The sequence below is a fragment of the uncultured Senegalimassilia sp. genome (assembly GCF_934632265.1).
Taxonomy (GTDB): Bacteria; Actinomycetota; Coriobacteriia; order Coriobacteriales; family Eggerthellaceae; genus Senegalimassilia.
Genome location: NZ_CAKTYH010000035.1, coordinates 1 through 16,229, shown reverse-complemented (window position 1 = coordinate 16,229; position 16,229 = coordinate 1). Strand labels below are relative to the sequence as shown.

At 60.4% G+C, this 16,229-nt stretch carries 13 protein-coding genes; all 13 read left to right on the top strand.

The features are described from left to right. A partial coding sequence (locus Q0H50_RS04075) for a PASTA domain-containing protein (RefSeq protein ID WP_294419641.1) occupies positions 1-1,787 on the top strand: 1,787 nt, incomplete at its 5' end. A gap of 3 nt (positions 1,788-1,790) precedes the next feature. Beyond that, the gene (gene recO, locus Q0H50_RS04070) at positions 1,791-2,567 is read left to right on the top strand and encodes a DNA repair protein RecO (RefSeq protein WP_294419639.1); all 777 of its coding nucleotides are present in this window, start codon (positions 1,791-1,793) and stop codon (positions 2,565-2,567) included. A 75-nt stretch (positions 2,568-2,642) separates the two neighbouring features. Continuing rightward, a complete protein-coding gene (locus Q0H50_RS04065; protein ID WP_294419637.1) occupies positions 2,643-2,891 on the top strand; it encodes a TIGR03905 family TSCPD domain-containing protein in 249 nt (82 codons plus the stop codon). A gap of 210 nt (positions 2,892-3,101) precedes the next feature. Beyond that, positions 3,102-3,389 carry a 30S ribosomal protein S15 gene (rpsO, locus tag Q0H50_RS04060; protein WP_042434157.1) on the top strand — a complete coding sequence of 96 codons (288 nt, stop codon included), beginning with the start codon at positions 3,102-3,104 and terminating at the stop codon, positions 3,387-3,389. A gap of 157 nt (positions 3,390-3,546) precedes the next feature. Beyond that, entirely contained in the window at positions 3,547-5,772 is a 2,226-nt protein-coding gene (locus tag Q0H50_RS04055) for a polyribonucleotide nucleotidyltransferase (RefSeq protein ID WP_294419635.1), read from the top strand. Between the two features lie 69 nt (positions 5,773-5,841). Continuing rightward, the gene (gene dapB / locus Q0H50_RS04050; protein WP_294419633.1) at positions 5,842-6,609 is read left to right on the top strand and encodes a 4-hydroxy-tetrahydrodipicolinate reductase; all 768 of its coding nucleotides are present in this window, start codon (positions 5,842-5,844) and stop codon (positions 6,607-6,609) included. Between the two features lie 191 nt (positions 6,610-6,800). Continuing rightward, positions 6,801-7,691, top strand: a complete 891-nt coding sequence (gene dapA / locus Q0H50_RS04045; protein WP_294419631.1) for a 4-hydroxy-tetrahydrodipicolinate synthase — start codon at positions 6,801-6,803, stop codon at positions 7,689-7,691. 70 nt (positions 7,692-7,761) lie between these two features. Then, complete coding sequence (locus Q0H50_RS04040) at positions 7,762-9,609, top strand: ribonuclease J (RefSeq protein WP_294419630.1); 1,848 nt, start codon at positions 7,762-7,764, stop codon at positions 9,607-9,609. A gap of 106 nt (positions 9,610-9,715) precedes the next feature. After that, positions 9,716-12,196: a DNA translocase FtsK gene (locus tag Q0H50_RS04035; protein ID WP_294419628.1), complete on the top strand. Its 2,481-nt coding sequence runs from the start codon at positions 9,716-9,718 to the stop codon at positions 12,194-12,196. Between the two features lie 12 nt (positions 12,197-12,208). Continuing rightward, a complete protein-coding gene (locus Q0H50_RS04030; protein WP_294419627.1) occupies positions 12,209-13,591 on the top strand; it encodes a helix-turn-helix transcriptional regulator in 1,383 nt (460 codons plus the stop codon). Positions 13,592-13,608: 17 nt separating this feature from the next. After that, positions 13,609-14,106, top strand: a complete 498-nt coding sequence (locus Q0H50_RS04025) for a YajQ family cyclic di-GMP-binding protein (RefSeq protein WP_294419625.1) — start codon at positions 13,609-13,611, stop codon at positions 14,104-14,106. A gap of 8 nt (positions 14,107-14,114) precedes the next feature. After that, positions 14,115-15,461, top strand: a complete 1,347-nt coding sequence (gene rimO / locus Q0H50_RS04020) for a 30S ribosomal protein S12 methylthiotransferase RimO (protein WP_294419622.1) — start codon at positions 14,115-14,117, stop codon at positions 15,459-15,461. 3 nt (positions 15,462-15,464) lie between these two features. After that, positions 15,465-16,229 (top strand): CDP-diacylglycerol--glycerol-3-phosphate 3-phosphatidyltransferase (gene pgsA / locus Q0H50_RS04015; protein WP_294419620.1); only part of this gene is annotated, 765 nt, incomplete at its 3' end.

Below are 16,229 nucleotides of genomic sequence, written 5' to 3'. Positions count from 1 at the left end.
ACATATCGGATAACGAAGAAGCCATCGAAGACGAATCTGCTCTCGATATGCACCCCGCCGTTTCCGAAAGCGTTGAAGCAGCAGATGACGGCCAGGATGGCGACGACGTTGATTCTGACGACGTTGATTCCGAAGCGGTTGCGCAGTCTGATGATGGCTGCAAGTCAGACGAGGATTCCGAAGACGCCGGCGATGCCGCATACAACAAAGAAGATGCAACGAAACCGGATGAGGGCGATGCCCTCAACCCGGATACCGCCACCGAAGGGGAGCCCGAGGCGACGCAAGACGCAACCGAAGACCCCCAGGAGGCCGATCAGGACGCCCCGGAGCAGTCCGACGAACGCGACAGCACTGCCGATGAGGTGGCCCATGAGCGTACGCACGTGCTCGATCTTCCCGACATCCGCAACCTTGCCTTCGAGTCCGAGAAAACGCAAACGCTCGGGCCCAAGCCTGCATCGCCTGCTACCCGCTCGGGATGGGAACCCGATCTTTCCGGCTTCGACGAATTCCTCGTGTATCCCGGGTATGTGCCTCCGAAGGCCGCCTGGCATTCCGGCGACACCATGCAGATGCCCCGCATCACCGATGCCGATCTGTCGCAGCAGAAGGATTTCATCGCGCCCGATCCCAACAAGAAAAAGCGCGATCGCAAGAAGAAGAAAGCCGAGAAGGCCAAGGCTGCCCAATCTCAGCAGCAAAGCGCGGCGCATGAGGACGTCTTGGAGCAAGCAACCGTAAAGCCCGAAAAGGAGCAGCCGAAGCACGCCGAAATGGCGGCTGAAGCCGTCAAGCCTGAAGCGAAGACGAAAGACGAGAAGAAGCCCGAATCCAAGGCCAAGCGCATGCCCGGGTCGAGGATCGCGGCCATCGTGGCGGCGATCGTGCTCATCTGCGGAGGAATCGCTGCAGGCGTCACATACCAAATGGAGATGTGGGGCGGCAAGATCGTGCCCGACGTCACGGGTATGACGCAGGCGGACGCTACGTACATGCTGCAGAACAAGGGCTTCACGGTACGCTCCACAACGGTTCCCTCCGATTCCACCGAGGGTCTCGTCCTGCTCATGGATCCGGGCGCCGGCGCACGTCAGGAGGAGGGCGCCGAGGTCGTTATCCACGTGTCAACCTCGCGAACCGTTCCCAAGGTGGTCGGCTCCACGCAGGACAGCGCCTTGAAGGCGCTGTCGGACAACGGTTTCGAGAACGTGGATGTGCAGATGGAGCGCTCCGACGAGCCCGAGGGGACCGTCTTGTCCATCAGCCCCGACGAGGGCGATAAGGCAAAGGCTTCCACCGCCATCACGCTCACGGTGGCGCAGGCTTATACCGTTCCCGACGTCTCCGGAATGTCCTATAACGAAGCTGTGAAGGCCATCAAGGATGCCGGGCTGTCCTCAACGGCTGTGAACGTTTACAGCGAAACCGCAAGCGAGGGCTCCATCATGGGCGTCGAGCCCGCTGCAGGTTCGAAGGTTACCTCCGATACAGTCGTCGTCATATCGCTTGCGAAGTCGCGCGCCAGCGAGTTGACCGCAGCCGCGCGTTCTTATCTGTCCTCTACGACGTTGACGGCATCGGATGGATCGTCGTTCACGGTGTCCTCGGTCGATAGCGTTTCCTATCAGGGTAACGACACGGTGGCCTTCACCGCATCGGGCAAGGCTTCCAAGTCGGTGACGGTTCTGGGGCAGACCATATCGGTTGCGGGGGATTCGAAGCAGGTCTCCGGCACGGTGACCTTCGATTCCTCGAACAACGTCGCGTCGGTATCATTTAAATAGCCCGTGGCGCAAAGCACCTACAGCGCCCGCGTGCTCGTGCTGCGTAAGACCAAGTTGGGGGAGTCGGATCTTATCCTGTCCCTGCTTGCGCAGGATGGCTCGCAGATCCGGGCCGTTGCGAAAGGGGCGCGAAAGCCCACCAGCCAGTTCAGCTCCCGGTTGGAGCTGTATTCGCAGGCGGATGTGCTCTTAGCTCAAGGGCGTTCGCTCGATATCGTCAAGGAAGCGCGTTTGATCGCCGGCAATGCAGCGCTGCGTGAAAGCATGGAGCTTGCCGCCTGCGCGGCTCCCATCGCCGAGTTGCTCGATCGCATCACCCAGCCAGGGCTTGAGGTCCCGAAGCTGTTCGATCTCACGGAAACCGCCCTTGGCGCTCTTGCATCATCCGATCCAGCGCATGGTCCGGCGATGTGCGCGGCATGGCTGCTCAAAGCCTTCGCGTTTCTGGGCATCCGCCCCTCGCTGGATCGATGCTGCGTGTGCGGGCAGCCCTTGGCTTGCGATGTCGGCGGCGCTGTGCATCAGACGGTCGCGTTCTCGTGCGGCGAAGGCGGCGTGGTGTGCGACGATTGCCGCGTTTCCGACGTCGCGGGCCTTGCTCCGGAGGCGCTTTCCTGGTCCAGGGCGTTGCTAGGGATGCGATTTGCCGACATCGCTTCGATCGAAATCGATCAGTCGTGCGTCTTCGATGTGCTGCGCTTGTGCCAAACATGGGCCCAGGTGCACGCCTCCATTCGTCTGAAATCGCTCAATTTCCTATTCACCTGCGGATTGTTTTAGGTGCTTGCGCACCATGTAAGTTAGACGCTATGTCGTTATGACATACTTGCATCACTGAAGAGAGAGGAAATCTGAATGTATACGTATCGAACCAAGGGCGTTTGCTCGCGAGAGATCCACGTCGATTTGGACGGCGACACCATCAAGCACGTTGATTTCGTCGGCGGTTGCGATGGCAATCTCAAGGCCGTCGGCAAACTCGTCAACGGCAAGAACATCGACGATGTGGCCGCGGTTCTCGAGGGCAACACCTGCGGACGCCGCTCCACCAGCTGCGCCGATCAGCTGGTGCACGCCTTGCGCGAAGCCCGCGAAGCGCAATAAGCGCTGGTCGTGGATATGTGCGCAAGCTGTGCAGGTCCACATCGCAGGCTTGCGTGCAAACCCAAGGTCATCGTATCCTAGACAAGTTGCCGTTTGGGCAGCCACTTTCAGCTTGGTCCCCATGTCGCATGGATCCCAGCGGAAAGCACGTAGAGCGCAGCAACAGCTGCACGGAAGGCGGGCGAGTCCCGCAGGAAAGGTGGAGTTAGCATGCCTAGCAAACTCAGCATCACGAAAGAGCGCACCGCAGAGCTGGTCGCCGAGTTCGGCGCCAACGAGCACGACACCGGCAACCCGGACGTGCAGGTCGCCATCCTGTCCGAGCGTATCCGCAACCTCACCGAGCACCTGAAGACCCACAAGAAGGACAACCATTCCCGCCGTGGCCTGATGATGCTCATCGGTAAGCGTCGTGGTCTGCTCAAGTACATCAAGGAGCGCGACATCGAGCGTTACCGTGCCCTCATCAAGAAGCTCGGCATCCGCGACAACATCTAGTCAACGAAAGCCCGCGCAGCCCTGCGCGGGCTTTTGCATAGCGGTCGGGTACGCAAGGGCGTGCCTGCTCGCGGCAAGCGGGAAACGTGAGTACCCCTGGCCGAAGAAGCTTGGCCGCACTACGGCAGCCAAGGAATAGAGAAGGAAAGAACACCACATGGAAAAGATCGTCGAGTCCTTCGAGCTGTACGGCAAGACCTACCGCTTCGAAACGGGCGAGCTGGCCAAGCAGGCAACCGGCGCTGTCCTGGTCACGCAGGGCGAGACCACCGTGCTCGTCACGGCCGTCATCTCCAAGGAGGAGAAGAACTACGACTTCTTCCCGCTGACCGTCGACTTCATGGAGAAGATGTACTCCGTCGGCCGCATCCCCGGCGGCTACCTCAAGCGCGAGGCGCGTCCGTCCGAGAAGGGCACGCTGACCGCCCGCATGATCGACCGCCCCATCCGCCCCGGCTTCGTCGACGGCTTCAAGCGTGAGGTGCACATCGTCGCCACCACGCTCGTGTGCGACGGCAAGAACGCCCCTGACTGCATCTGCGTCGGCGGCGCTTCGGCTGCGCTCATGATCGGCAGCGCCCCGTTCGACGGCCCGGCCGCGTGCGTGCGCATCGCCCATAACCCCGAGACCGACGAGTTCATCGTCAACCCCACCTACGAGGAGCAGGAAACCTCCGATCTGGAGCTGACCATCGCGGGTACCGCCGATTACATCTCCATGGTGGAGGCCGGCGCCAACGAGGTCTCCGAGGATCTTATGCTGCGCGCCATGGACTTCGGCCAGCAGGCCATCGCGAAGTTCTGCGAGGCTCAGCAGCGCTTCCTCGATCGTTGCGACATCACCCCGGTCGAGTGGCCCATCCATGTTGCCGACCCGTCCATCGACGAGCGCATCAGCCCCTTCTTCGATGAGATGTCCCAAGCTTTGAGCGATGCCGACAAGCAGGCACGCATGGGCAAGGTCGAAGAGTTGAAGGCCCGCATCAAGGAAGAATCCTTCAACGAGGAGGAGCTTGCCGCTTGGGGCTCCGACATCGCCGCTGCTCTGAAGGCCCTCGAGAAGAAGGCCATGCGCGCCATGGTCATCGAAACGGGCGAGCGCGCCGACGGCCGCCGCGCCGACGAGATCCGTCCGCTGCATATCGTTCCCGGTTATCTGCCCCGCGTCCACGGCTCCGGCCTGTTCCAGCGCGGCCAGACCCAGGCCCTTTCCATTGCAACGCTCGGCATGCTCAACGAGTGGCAGCGCCTTGACACCATCGACCCGGCCGAGGGCAAGCGCTACATGCACCAGTACAACTTCCCGCCGTATTGCACCGGCGAAACGGGCCGTATGGGCGCCCCGAAGCGTCGCGAGGTCGGCCACGGTGCGCTGGCTGAGCGCGCTTTGCTGCCGGTGATCCCCTCCGAGGACGAGTTCCCCTACGCCATCCGCGTGGTTTCCGAGATCCTGGAGTCCAACGGCTCCTCGTCCATGGCGTCCACCTGCGGCTCCACCCTGGCGCTTATGGATGCCGGCGTGCCGATCAAGGCCCCGGTCTCCGGTATCGCCATGGGCCTTATCAAGGAAGGCGACGATATCGTCATCCTCTCCGACATCCAGGGCATCGAGGACTTTCTCGGCGATATGGACTTCAAGGTATGCGGCACCGAGAAGGGCATCACGGCCCTGCAGATGGACAACAAGGCCAAGGGCCTGTCCACCGAGATCCTCGGCCGCGCGCTCAAGCAGGCTCATGAAGGCCGTGCGCACATCCTCAAGGCCATGCTCGCCGAGCTGCCCGAGCCGCGCGCAACCCTGCGCGATACCGCTCCGCGTATCGAGACCATCCACATCCCCGTGGATAAGATCCGCGATGTCATCGGCTCCGGCGGCAAGGTCGTTCGCGGCATTCAGGACGAGACCGGCGCGCAGATCGACATCCAGGAAGACGGCACTATCCATATCGCGGCCATCGAGGGCCCAGCTGGCGAAGCTGCCAAGGCCATGATCCTCGGCATCGTGAAAGAACCCGAGGTCGGCGAGATCTTCGAGGGCGAGGTCGTTGGCATCAAGGACTTCGGCGCGTTCGTGAAGCTGACCCCCGGCAAGGACGGCCTGCTCCATATTTCCCGTGTGGCCAACGGCCGCGTCGGCTCGGTCGAGGATGTCCTGAAACTCGGCGATACGGTCAAGGTCCAGGTTCTCGAGATCGACCCCAAGACGGGCAAGATCTCGCTCGATCGCTTGGACAAGCCCGAGGCTCCCGAAGGCAGCGCCCCCGCGCCGCGCGAGCACCGCGGGCATGATCGTCACGAAGGCGGCAAGCGTGAAGGCGGCCAGCGCGATGTGCGTCCGGGTCGTGCCAACCGCACCCCTCGTCGTCGCCACGAGTCCCAATAAGCTGTATATAAGATAGCTAGCGATGGCGGCCGCTCCAGGCCGCCATCTTCTCTAAGAAGGAGCACCAACATGATCAACGTTGCCGTTTCCGGTTTCGCCGGACGTATGGGGTCTGCCGTGGTCGATGCGGTCACCGCTGCAGACGATATGCAGGTCACCTGCGGAATCGACCCGCATGGCTCCTCGAAGGTGTTCGCGGTGTATGAAACGGTCGAGCAGGCCGTGCATGCCGGCGGCTTCGATGTGCTCGTCGATTTCACGCAGCCTTCCGTCGTCGAGGGCAATCTTCGCGTCGCGCTCGCTGCGGGCATCGATTGCGTGGTGGGCACCACGGGCCTTGCGAACGACAAGCTCGAAGAGCTGGCCGCGCTCGCCCCTGAAGGCACCTGCCTGTTCTATGCCCCGAACTTCACCACCGGTGCCGTGCTCATGATGCAGTTCGCAAAAGCAGCTGCCCCGTTCTTCCCTGAAGCCGAGGTGCTCGAGTTCCATCATTGCAACAAGAAGGACGCTCCCTCCGGCACCGCCGTGCGCACGGCGCAGATCATCTCCGAGGCTCGCGACGGCCGCCAAAGCGCCGCACCGGGCAAGGAAACCGAGATCGCAGGCTGCGAAGGCGCCCGCGGTGCGCTGGTAGAAGGCGTGCCCGTGCATTCGGTCCGCTCGATGGGTTATGTGGCAAGCCAAGAAGTCGTGTTCGGCTCCATGGGCCAGACCCTCACCATCCGCCACGATTCCTGGGACCGCACCTCGTATATGCCCGGCGTGCTTCTGGGAATCCGAAGCGTCGGCGAGCGCGAAGGCCTTATCGTCGGGCTTGAGAACTTCATGGAGTAGACGGTCCCGAGCGAGCATGGTGCCGTTTATGGCGGGAATTACCACCCAAACGGCAACATATGTTTCTTGAGCGTGACATTTTAATGACTTCACGGCACCCTCCGGGGTGCCGTGGCATAATATGGCGAAGTTGCATTTTGCGATTCAGGTGCATGGTCTTCAAGCCATGCTTGTACAGAAAGGTGCCAACGATGGGAAATCCTCGTTTCGGCCGCATGATCCCGGCCATGGTCACGCCCATGAAGGACAATCTCGATCTCGATCTCGATCGTGCTCAGGAGCTTGCTGACCGTTTGGTGAAGGGCGGCGCCGATTCGCTGATCATCAACGGCACCACGGGCGAATCTCCCACCGTATTCTACCCGGACAAGATCGAGCTGTTCAAAGCCGTTGTCGCCGCCGTGGACGGACGCATCCCGGTTATCGCCAACGTGGGCGATAACTGCACTGCCGATACGGTCGGTTTCGCCAGCGATGTCGCCAAGCTCGGCGTCGATGGCTTCATGTGCGTCGTGCCGTACTACAACAAGCCTCCGCAAGAGGGCTTGTATCAGCATTTCAGCACCATCGCCCGCTCGGTCGAGCTGCCCATCATCCTGTACAACATCCCGGGGCGTTGCGCGGTGAACATGACCGCGGAAACCTCGTTGCGTCTCGCGCATGACCTGGACAATGTGGTTGCCATCAAGGAGGCATCCGGAAGCTTCGAGCAGGTGAAGGCCATTGTGGACGGCGCACCTGAAGGCTTCTGCGTATACTCCGGCGATGACTCTGCAACCTACGACATCATGAAATTGGGTGGCGTGGGCGTTATCTCCACCATCGGAAACGTTGCTCCTGCTCGAATGAAGGAGATCGTGGAGCTGTGCGCAGCTGGCAAGTGGGAAGAAGCTGCCGCTGCAAACGAGCGTCTCATGCCCCTCATGGAAGGGCTGTTCAAGACAGCGAACCCCATCCTGGTCAAAGAGGCTTTGAAATTGGCTGGCTTCCCGGTAGGCGGAGTGCGCCTTCCGTTGGTCGATGCCACTGCCGAGCAGTCCGCCGAGCTTGAGCGCACCATGCGCGAGGTCGGCGTCCTGTAGCCAGGATACGCAGCAGGGCCGCTCCAATCCATGCGGCCCTGCTGTATGTTGGCAGTAAGGAAATCAATACATGGATCAAAACGAACAGCGCCCGAAGCGCAATGGCGATGTGCGCCCTGAGAACGGCGGCAAAAGCACGCAATCGGTAAAGCACGTGAAGCTCGACCTTGAGCGTCCGAAGCTTACCAAAGAGGGCAACACCGACCAGGGCCGCAAGCGCCCGCGCTCCCGTAGGCGTTCTTTCGACTCCTCGAAAAAAGATCGCGGAGCCACGCTGAAGATCATCCCTCTCGGCGGCTTGGATGCCATCGGCAAGAACATGACCGTGTTCGAATGCAAGGGCGATATGGTTCTTGACGATGCGGGCCTGATGTTTCCCGACGACAATCACCCTGGCGTAGATCTCATCCTGCCGGATTACACGTACGTGCTGCAGCATGCAGATAAGCTGCGCGGCATCGTGATTACGCACGGCCACGAGGATCATACAGGCTCTTTGCCGTATCTCATCAAAGACCTGGATCGTCAGGTGCCCATCTACGGCACGAAGATGACGTTGGGCCTGATCGAGGGCAAGTTCAAAGAGCATCGAATCAAAAACGCCAAGCTTGTGGAGATAAAACCCGGCGACAAGGTGAATCTTGGCTGCATCACGGCCGAGTTCTTCGCCGTGAACCACTCCATCCCCGGAGCGGTCGGCGTGTTTTTCCGCAGCCCTGCAGGCAATGTGCTGCACACGGGCGACTTCAAGCTCGACCAAACGCCCATCGACGGGGTGCACACCGATTTCGGCGCGCTCGCGCGCTTTGCCGATGAGGGCGTCGATCTGATGATGTCCGACTCCACGAACGCCACCAACCCTAACTTCACGCCCAGCGAGGCGGAGGTCGGCAAGGAGCTTCAGCGCATCATCGCGCAGGCGAAGGGCCGCGTCATCATCGCGTCGTTCGCCAGCCATATCCATCGACTGCAGCAGATCTGCGATGCCGCCGTCGCCAATGGTCGCAAGGTGGTCGTTACCGGCCGCTCCATGGTGCAGAACACCGACATCGCGCGCAAGCTGGGTTACTTGAAGATCTCCGACCAGGACATCATCGATGCGTACGACCTGAAGGGCATCCCGCCCGAGCAGGTGGTCATCATGTGCACGGGCAGCCAAGGCGAGCCGCTGTCGGCTCTGGCTCGCATCGCGGCCGGTGAGCACAAAACCATCGACATGGAGGCCGGTGACACCGTCATCATCTCGGCTACGCCAGTTCCCGGCAACGAGAAGGCCGTCACGAAGGTGGTCAACTCCTTGGCCAAGATCGGCGCCGATGTGTATGACAAGTCCCGTGCCCGCGTGCATGTGTCCGGTCACGCCTCGGCAGAGGAGCTGAAGATCATGCTGACCATCGTGCAGCCTAAGGCGTTTATGCCAGTGCACGGCGAGGCCACGCATCTTCGCGCTCACGCACGTTTGGCTGAAGCTGTCGGCGTTCCGGCCGAGAACGTGTTCATCTGCGAAAACGGTGAAAGCCTGGAGCTGTCCACGAAGGGCGTCAAGCATGGCGAGTTCGTGCAGTCCGGCATCGTGCTCGTCGACGGCCTGTCGGTCGGCGACACTTCCGAACAGGTGCTCGAGGAGCGCACGGCGCTTTCCGCACAGGGCTTCGCCGCCATCGCGGCAGCGGTTTCCGGCCGCAAGAAGGCCGTTGCCGGCAACGTCCAGGTGGAGATGCACGGCATCACCGGCGGGGACGACGGTTATCTGGTCCAGGAATGCGAGAAGTGCGTGAAGAACGCGCTTACCAAGGCGCTGTCCAAGGGCGCCTCAGGCAAAGAGCTCAAGAAAGCCGCCCGCGATGCCCTGCTTTCCCTGCTTTGGGAACGCACGAAAACCCGTCCCATGACGGTGGTGAACCTGCTGGACATCTAGTTTCGCCTTACACACGAATCCGTTTACGAGCACCTGCGTTGCATTGCGCGCAGGTGCTCGCTTGCTCGAACAACAGCGGAAACGCTTTAGCACGAAAGGGGAGGGCGTGGCCCGAACTGCATCGAACAAATCAACCTCGTCTAAAAAGGCCGGCGGCGGCAAATCCAAAGCTGCTAGCCCAGCGCAAAAACGCGCTGCCAAGCAAGCCGCCCCGGCGCCTGCCCAGCCGCAGATCTTCGATGAGCGCACCAAGCGCGATATCACCGGCGTTGCCATAACGCTTTTGGGCATCGTGCTGTTCGTTGCTGCCGTCGTTCCCACCGACGCGCTTATCACCTCGTTCGTGTCACAGCTGTTGCATCTGTGCTTGGGCATCGGCGCGTATCTGCTGCCGTTTTTCCTGGTTGCCATCGGAGCAAGCTGCCTTGTCCGTATCGACAAGGAGGGCGTTCCGCTGCGTGTTTCCGTGGGTCTTGCCATGCTGTTCATCGCAGTTTTGTCGCTGCTTGCGCTGTTCACGCCCGAAGCCGCTCCCGACGCCACTGACAATCTATTCCTGGCCGACCAGCTTTCCGCGCGCGGAGGCTATATCGGCGCCGGCATCGCATGGTGCGGTCTGACGCTGTTCGGCAAGGTGATCTCCGCCATCGTGCTGTTCGGTCTGGCTATCGCCGGACTCATCGTCATCGGCTTCTCCGTATCCAGCATCATCGAGAAGCTTCGTGCGCTGGCCGAGGCGCGTGAGGAGGCCGAAGAGCGCGAGCATGGCGTGGTCCCGCCGCCTGCGTTCGCAAGGGTTTCCCGCCCTCAGGCGAAGCGCACCGACGAAGCCGAGCTTGCGGAATTGGAAACCGCTAAAACTCAGACGATCAAGCGAAGCGCACCTTCAAACCGCCGCCACGGCAGTGCCGGTGCATCAGCCGATGATGGCGTTTCTGCCGAAAGCGAAAAGAACGCACCCGAGACCATCACGCGCAAGCTTGGACGTCGCAAGCCCATCGAGCGCGCCGCTGCGCCGACTATGCCGAAAAAGCCTTCCAAAGCCGCTACTCCGGTTGCCACTCCTCGCCCCGAACAGGGCTTCGAGCTTCCGCCCATTGACCTGCTGGCAACGTCCACCGATCCGGATAAGGACCTGGCTACCGATTCCGAGCTTCAGGAAACCGGCGCTTGCTTGCAGGAGACCCTCGAAGACTTCAACATCATGGCCAAGGTGGTGGGCTGGGTTGCAGGTCCAACGGTCACCTTGTTCAAAGTCGATTTGCCGGCTGGCGTACGTGTAAGCCGCGTCACCGCACTTGAGGACGATATCGCGCTTGCACTTGCAGCGCCTGGCGTACGCATCTTCGCGCCTATTCCCGGAACCAATTATGTCGGCATCGAGGTGCCCAATCGCACGCGTCAAACGGTTTTGCTCGGCGATGTCATCAAAGATGCCGCTCCTGGGCCTTTACAGATCGCCATCGGCAAAGACGTCGAAGGCCATTGCATCGTCTCCGACCTTGCGAAGATGCCCCACTTGCTTATCGGCGGCACCACCGGTTCGGGTAAATCGGTCTCCATCAACGCGATGATCATGTCCATCCTCATGCGGGCAACCCCCTCCGAGGTGCGCTTCATCATGATCGACCCGAAGCGCGTCGAGTTCACGCCGTACAACGGCATCCCGCATCTCTATGTCCCCGTTGTGACCGAACCAAAAGAAGCAGCGAGCGCTTTAAGCTGGGGCGTTGCGGAAATGGAGCGGCGCCTGAAGGTGTTTTCGAAGGTGGGCGCCCGCAACATCGGGCAGTACAACGCGAAGGTGCAGGCAGCGCAAGCCGAGCTGAAAGCCGCGCAGGAGGCAGGGGAGGAGCTGCCGGAAAACGAGCTGGGAGACGAGCTTCCCTATATCGTCATCATCATCGACGAGCTTGCCGACCTTATGATGAACGTCGGCAAGGAGGTGGAATTCTCCATCAGCCGAATCGCGCAGCTTGCCCGCGCAGCCGGCATCCACCTGATCGTCGCCACGCAACGTCCTTCGACGAATGTGGTCACGGGTCTGATCAAGGCCAACATCACCAACCGCATCGCGTTCAACGTGGCAAGCGGCATCGACAGCCGCGTTATCTTGGATACGCCGGGTGCTGAGAACCTTATCGGTTTGGGTGACTTGCTGCTCAGTAAGCCCGAGTACGCAAAACCCATGCGCATCCAGGGATGCTACGTTTCCGAAGATGAGATCAACGCGGTTGTGGAGAAGTTGCGCAGTCAGGGTGAGCCGGAGTATCATTCCGAGATCTTATCCACCAATCTAATCACATTGGGGTCGTGCCCCTCGGATGCCAGCGGCGGAACGTGCGCCGACGACGATCCGCTCATTTGGGAGGCGGCCGAGTTGGTGGTGTCGAGCGGCTTGGGCTCCACCTCCAATATCCAGCGACGCCTCAAAGTGGGTTACTCACGTGCGGGGCGTATAATGGATATGTTGGAAGATAAGGGCGTCGTCGGTCCTCCGAACGGCAGCAAGCCCAGAGAAGTACTCGTCGATGCCATGGAGCTTGAAACGCTGAAAGCGTTCGAACAACATGACGGTGACAATTAATAAGGAGAAGGCATGGGCCAGGTTTCATTCGGCACCGTATTGCGCGAAGCGCGCGAGCGGAAGGGCTACGACGTGCAGTCGGCCGCTCGTCGTCTGCGCATCCGCCCCGACATCCTCCGCGCCCTCGAGAACAACGATTTCTCCCGCTTGCCCGCGCGCGGCTATACCCGAAATATGGTGAACGCATATGCGAAATTAGTCGGGCTCAATCCCGCCGATATCACGCGTATGTATCTGGATGATGCGTATGCGTATCAGGTCGGGCGCACTAGGGGCGAATCGGATTCGCCTGCGCACGTTTCCGGTCGCAGGTCGGTTTCGCGCGGCGATGCTCGTCATCACGAAGGAAGAGGGCAGGGCTCTCAGCGCTCATCCCGTTATAGCGACGAACGTTCCGGCGATGCACCTCGTTCGCAGCGTGCCCAGCGGGGTCAGCGACAGGGCTCTCAGCGCTCGCATCGTCGCGACCAGCAGCCGCAACGCGAATATCGCGAGTCGCTTGCATCTCGTGCGGCGCGCGCCGAAAACGAAAGCCGTCGCTCCAATCATTTCGGCGGCGCCGTCACTACGCAATTCACTAACTTCTATTCCGGTTCCCAGAACAACGCGGGTCGCGGGATGCAGGCGAGGCTGCCGTATGTGGCGGTCATCGTGATCATCCTGTTGCTGCTCGTCATCATCGTGGCTCTTGCCTTCGGAAACCGCGGGGCGGCCTCCACGCAAGATGTCGCGAAGGTCCCCATCACGGGCGTGACCGACACATCGGCGGACGGAAGCGGGGTAAGCCAGGAGAACGCTAGCAGCAACAATTCCGACAATGGCAACAGCTCGGAAACCAAGACTTCCGCAGAGACAACCGTCCCCACAAGCGTGAAGGTGGAGTACAAGCTGGCAAAGGGCCAGCAGGCCTATGTGGTTATCACGCAGGATGGCCAGTCAACCGAGCAGATGCTCACCGGACCGGTGGATGAGACCGTCGAAGTGACCGGCACCTGGAGTTTGGCAACATGGGTTTCCTCCGGATTCACGGTCACCATGGATGGCAAGGAAGTCGAATTCACCAGCGATGCCACTACGGGCATGCCTACGGCCACCGTCAACTTCAAGGACTACCTTGCGTCGTGGGCAAAAGATCATCCCGATGTGAAGGTCGACGGGCTTGACTCGTCCAGCACTTCCTCGAGCACCACCGGATCAACCTCGTCGTCGACGAACTCGGCGTCAAACGGCACCTCTGCTCAGTCGACCACGGGCACCGGCTCATCAACTTCATCCTCGGTGTCATCAGGTTCCGGCTCGACAGGCACGACTAGCACGGGTTCCACCTCGACGACCGGTTCCGGCACTAGCTCGACAGGTACCCAGCATTCACCCTCGACGTATTCTTCTTACTAGTTGAAAGGCGGTTTACCATGGCTAAGGAATCAAGCTTCGACGTCGTTTCCACCGTCGACATGCAGGAAGTCGACAATGCATATCAGCAGGCGAAAAAGGAGCTGTCGCAGCGCTATGACCTGAAGGGCTCCGGCGCTGAGCTTTCCCTTGACAAGCAAAAGAAGACCATCACGGTTGCCGCTCCTGCCGATTTCGTGGCGCGTCAGGTCATCGACATCATGGGCAGCAAGCTCATCAAGCGAGGCATCGATCTCACCGCCGTCAAATGGGGCGACCCCCAGGCGGCCACCGGGCAGAGCGTGCGGCAGACGGCAACCATCGTCGAAGGCATCGACAAGGAAACCGCCGGCAAGATCAACAAGGACATCAAGGCTCAGAAGCTCAAGGTGAAGGTCACCGTCGAAGGAGACAAGCTGCGCGTTTCCTCGGCTTCCCGCGACACGCTGCAAGAGGTCATCGCCTTTTTGAAGGGCCAGGATTACGGCCAGCCGCTCCAGTACGTAAACTATCGCTAAGGATTTCCGTGGAAACCGAAAACGTCTTTGAAATCGAGAGCCCTCGCGTCGCCTTCGTCACAATGGGCTGCGCGAAAAACGAGGTTGATACGCAGCGTATGCAGTCGCAGCTCATGCACAGCGGCTTCGTCATCGAGCAGGATCCGGAAGCCGCCGATGCCGTGGTGGTGAACACCTGCTCGTTCATCCAGAGCGCCACCGAGGAAAGCCTGGAGGCCATCTTCGAGGTTGCCGGCATGCCCAACGTGGCTGCAGGCGCTGCGCTCATCATCGCTGGTTGCGTGCCGGCGCGCTATGGTCAGGATCTGGAATCCGAGCTGCCCGAGGCATCCGCGTTCGTTCCGTGCAGCAAGGAAGACGATATCGTGCAGGTCATCGCCCAAGCGCTTGGCATCGATCAGGCTAAGTTGGAGCGCATGAAGGCGGCAATGCTCGGTGCCGTGCCCGAGGGTGCAGTGGCCGTCAACGGCTCACGTGCCGTCTCCGCGTATGTGAAGATCTCCGATGGCTGCGACCGCTTCTGCTCCTATTGCACTATCCCCTATATTCGCGGCCGATATCACAGCTTCGATTATGAAACGGTGCGCGCCGATGTTGCGAATCGCGTGGCGGAAGGCGTGAAGGAGATCGTCCTCATCGCTCAGGATACGGGCCGCTGGGGGCAGGATTTTGAAGACAAGTCCAGCCTGGCTTGGCTCATCGGCTCTCTTGCCGATGAGTTCGCCGACACCTGGTTCCGCGTCATGTACATCCAGCCCGAAGGCGTCACCGATGAGCTGCTGCAGACCGTGGCCGACCATGACAATATCTGCTCGTATTTCGATATCCCGCTTCAACATGTCCAGCCGGGCATCTTGAAGGCCATGCACCGCAAGGGCTCGCGCGAGGAGTATGAATCCTTAGTAGAGCGCATTCGCCGCATTGTTCCCGACGTCACGCTGCGCACTACGCTCATCGCAGGCTTCCCCGGTGAAACCGACGAGGACTTCGAAGAGCTTTGCGATTTCGTCGAAGAGGGCTTTTTCGATTACATCGGCGTGTTCGCTTATTCTCGCGAAGAGGGCACGCGTGCATTCGATCTGCCCGACCAGGTGGACGACGACGAAAAGGCATACCGCGCCCAGCGCTTGCGCGATCTAGCGGATGACGTGTGCACGCCGCTGGTTGCTGCGCGTGCTGGAAAGCCCATGGATGTTCTGATCGAGGGCAGGGAAGAGGACGGCCAGCTGTTCGGGCGCGCGATGTGCCAGGCTCCCGAAGTCGACGGCGTCACCTATGTCGAAAACGGTGAACCGGGGCATATCGTTCGCGTTACCATAACCGATACGCTGCTCTATGAAATGGAAGGCGAATAGCCGATGCATAAGCTGCAAGTTGAAGCTGCACCGCAAGCTGCAACAAGCTTGTGGACTCCAGCTAATATCGTCACGCTCATCCGCATATGCTTGGTCCCCGTGTTCGTTGTCGTGCTTCTAAGCCCCTGGCCGCAGTGGTTTCATCTGCCTGATTTGGCCGAACATTCCAAAAGCCTGATCACAGCAGCCATCTTCGTGCTGATCTCCTGTACGGATTGGCTTGATGGGTATTTGGCGCGAAGCCGCGGTGAAGTCACCGATTTCGGCAAATTCATGGACCCGCTTGCCGATAAGATCTTGGTCATGGCGGCTCTTTTAGCGCTTATCGAGCTTGGATCGCTGCCCAGCTGGGTTGCGCTCATCATCGTCGCTCGTGAGTTCATAGTCTCGGGCGTGCGCATGGTTGCAGCCAGCAAGGGAACGGTCATTTCCGCCAGCTGGTACGGCAAGTTCAAAACGGTGTTCCAGATGATCGCCATCGTCCTGTTCACCATCAAGGACAGCTACATGATGGGCACGCTTGTCGAGGCGTTTTCGGATGTGATGTGGGTTGTCAGCTGGATAGTCATGGCAATCGCGTTGCTGCTGACGGTGGTGTCGATGCTCGATTACATCTCCAAAGCACGAGAGCTGATCGGCTTGGGGCCATCGAAGCGAGCAAGGCGAAAGCAACGGGCGGAAAACCAGCAGGCCAACAACGATGATACGGAACTAGAGCAAGAGCCTGGTCAGGCGAACGTTGCTCAAATCGAGCAGATGGCCGCTCGG

Coding starts and splice junctions, on each gene's coding strand:
- Q0H50_RS04065 (WP_294419637.1), top strand. CDS start 2,643: ATGTATACGTATCGAACCAAGGGCGTTTGCTCGCGAGAGATCCACGTC.
- rpsO (WP_042434157.1), top strand. CDS start 3,102: ATGCCTAGCAAACTCAGCATCACGAAAGAGCGCACCGCAGAGCTGGTC.
- Q0H50_RS04055 (WP_294419635.1), top strand. CDS start 3,547: ATGGAAAAGATCGTCGAGTCCTTCGAGCTGTACGGCAAGACCTACCGC.
- dapB (WP_294419633.1), top strand. CDS start 5,842: ATGATCAACGTTGCCGTTTCCGGTTTCGCCGGACGTATGGGGTCTGCC.
- dapA (WP_294419631.1), top strand. CDS start 6,801: ATGGGAAATCCTCGTTTCGGCCGCATGATCCCGGCCATGGTCACGCCC.
- Q0H50_RS04040 (WP_294419630.1), top strand. CDS start 7,762: ATGGATCAAAACGAACAGCGCCCGAAGCGCAATGGCGATGTGCGCCCT.
- Q0H50_RS04030 (WP_294419627.1), top strand. CDS start 12,209: ATGGGCCAGGTTTCATTCGGCACCGTATTGCGCGAAGCGCGCGAGCGG.
- Q0H50_RS04025 (WP_294419625.1), top strand. CDS start 13,609: ATGGCTAAGGAATCAAGCTTCGACGTCGTTTCCACCGTCGACATGCAG.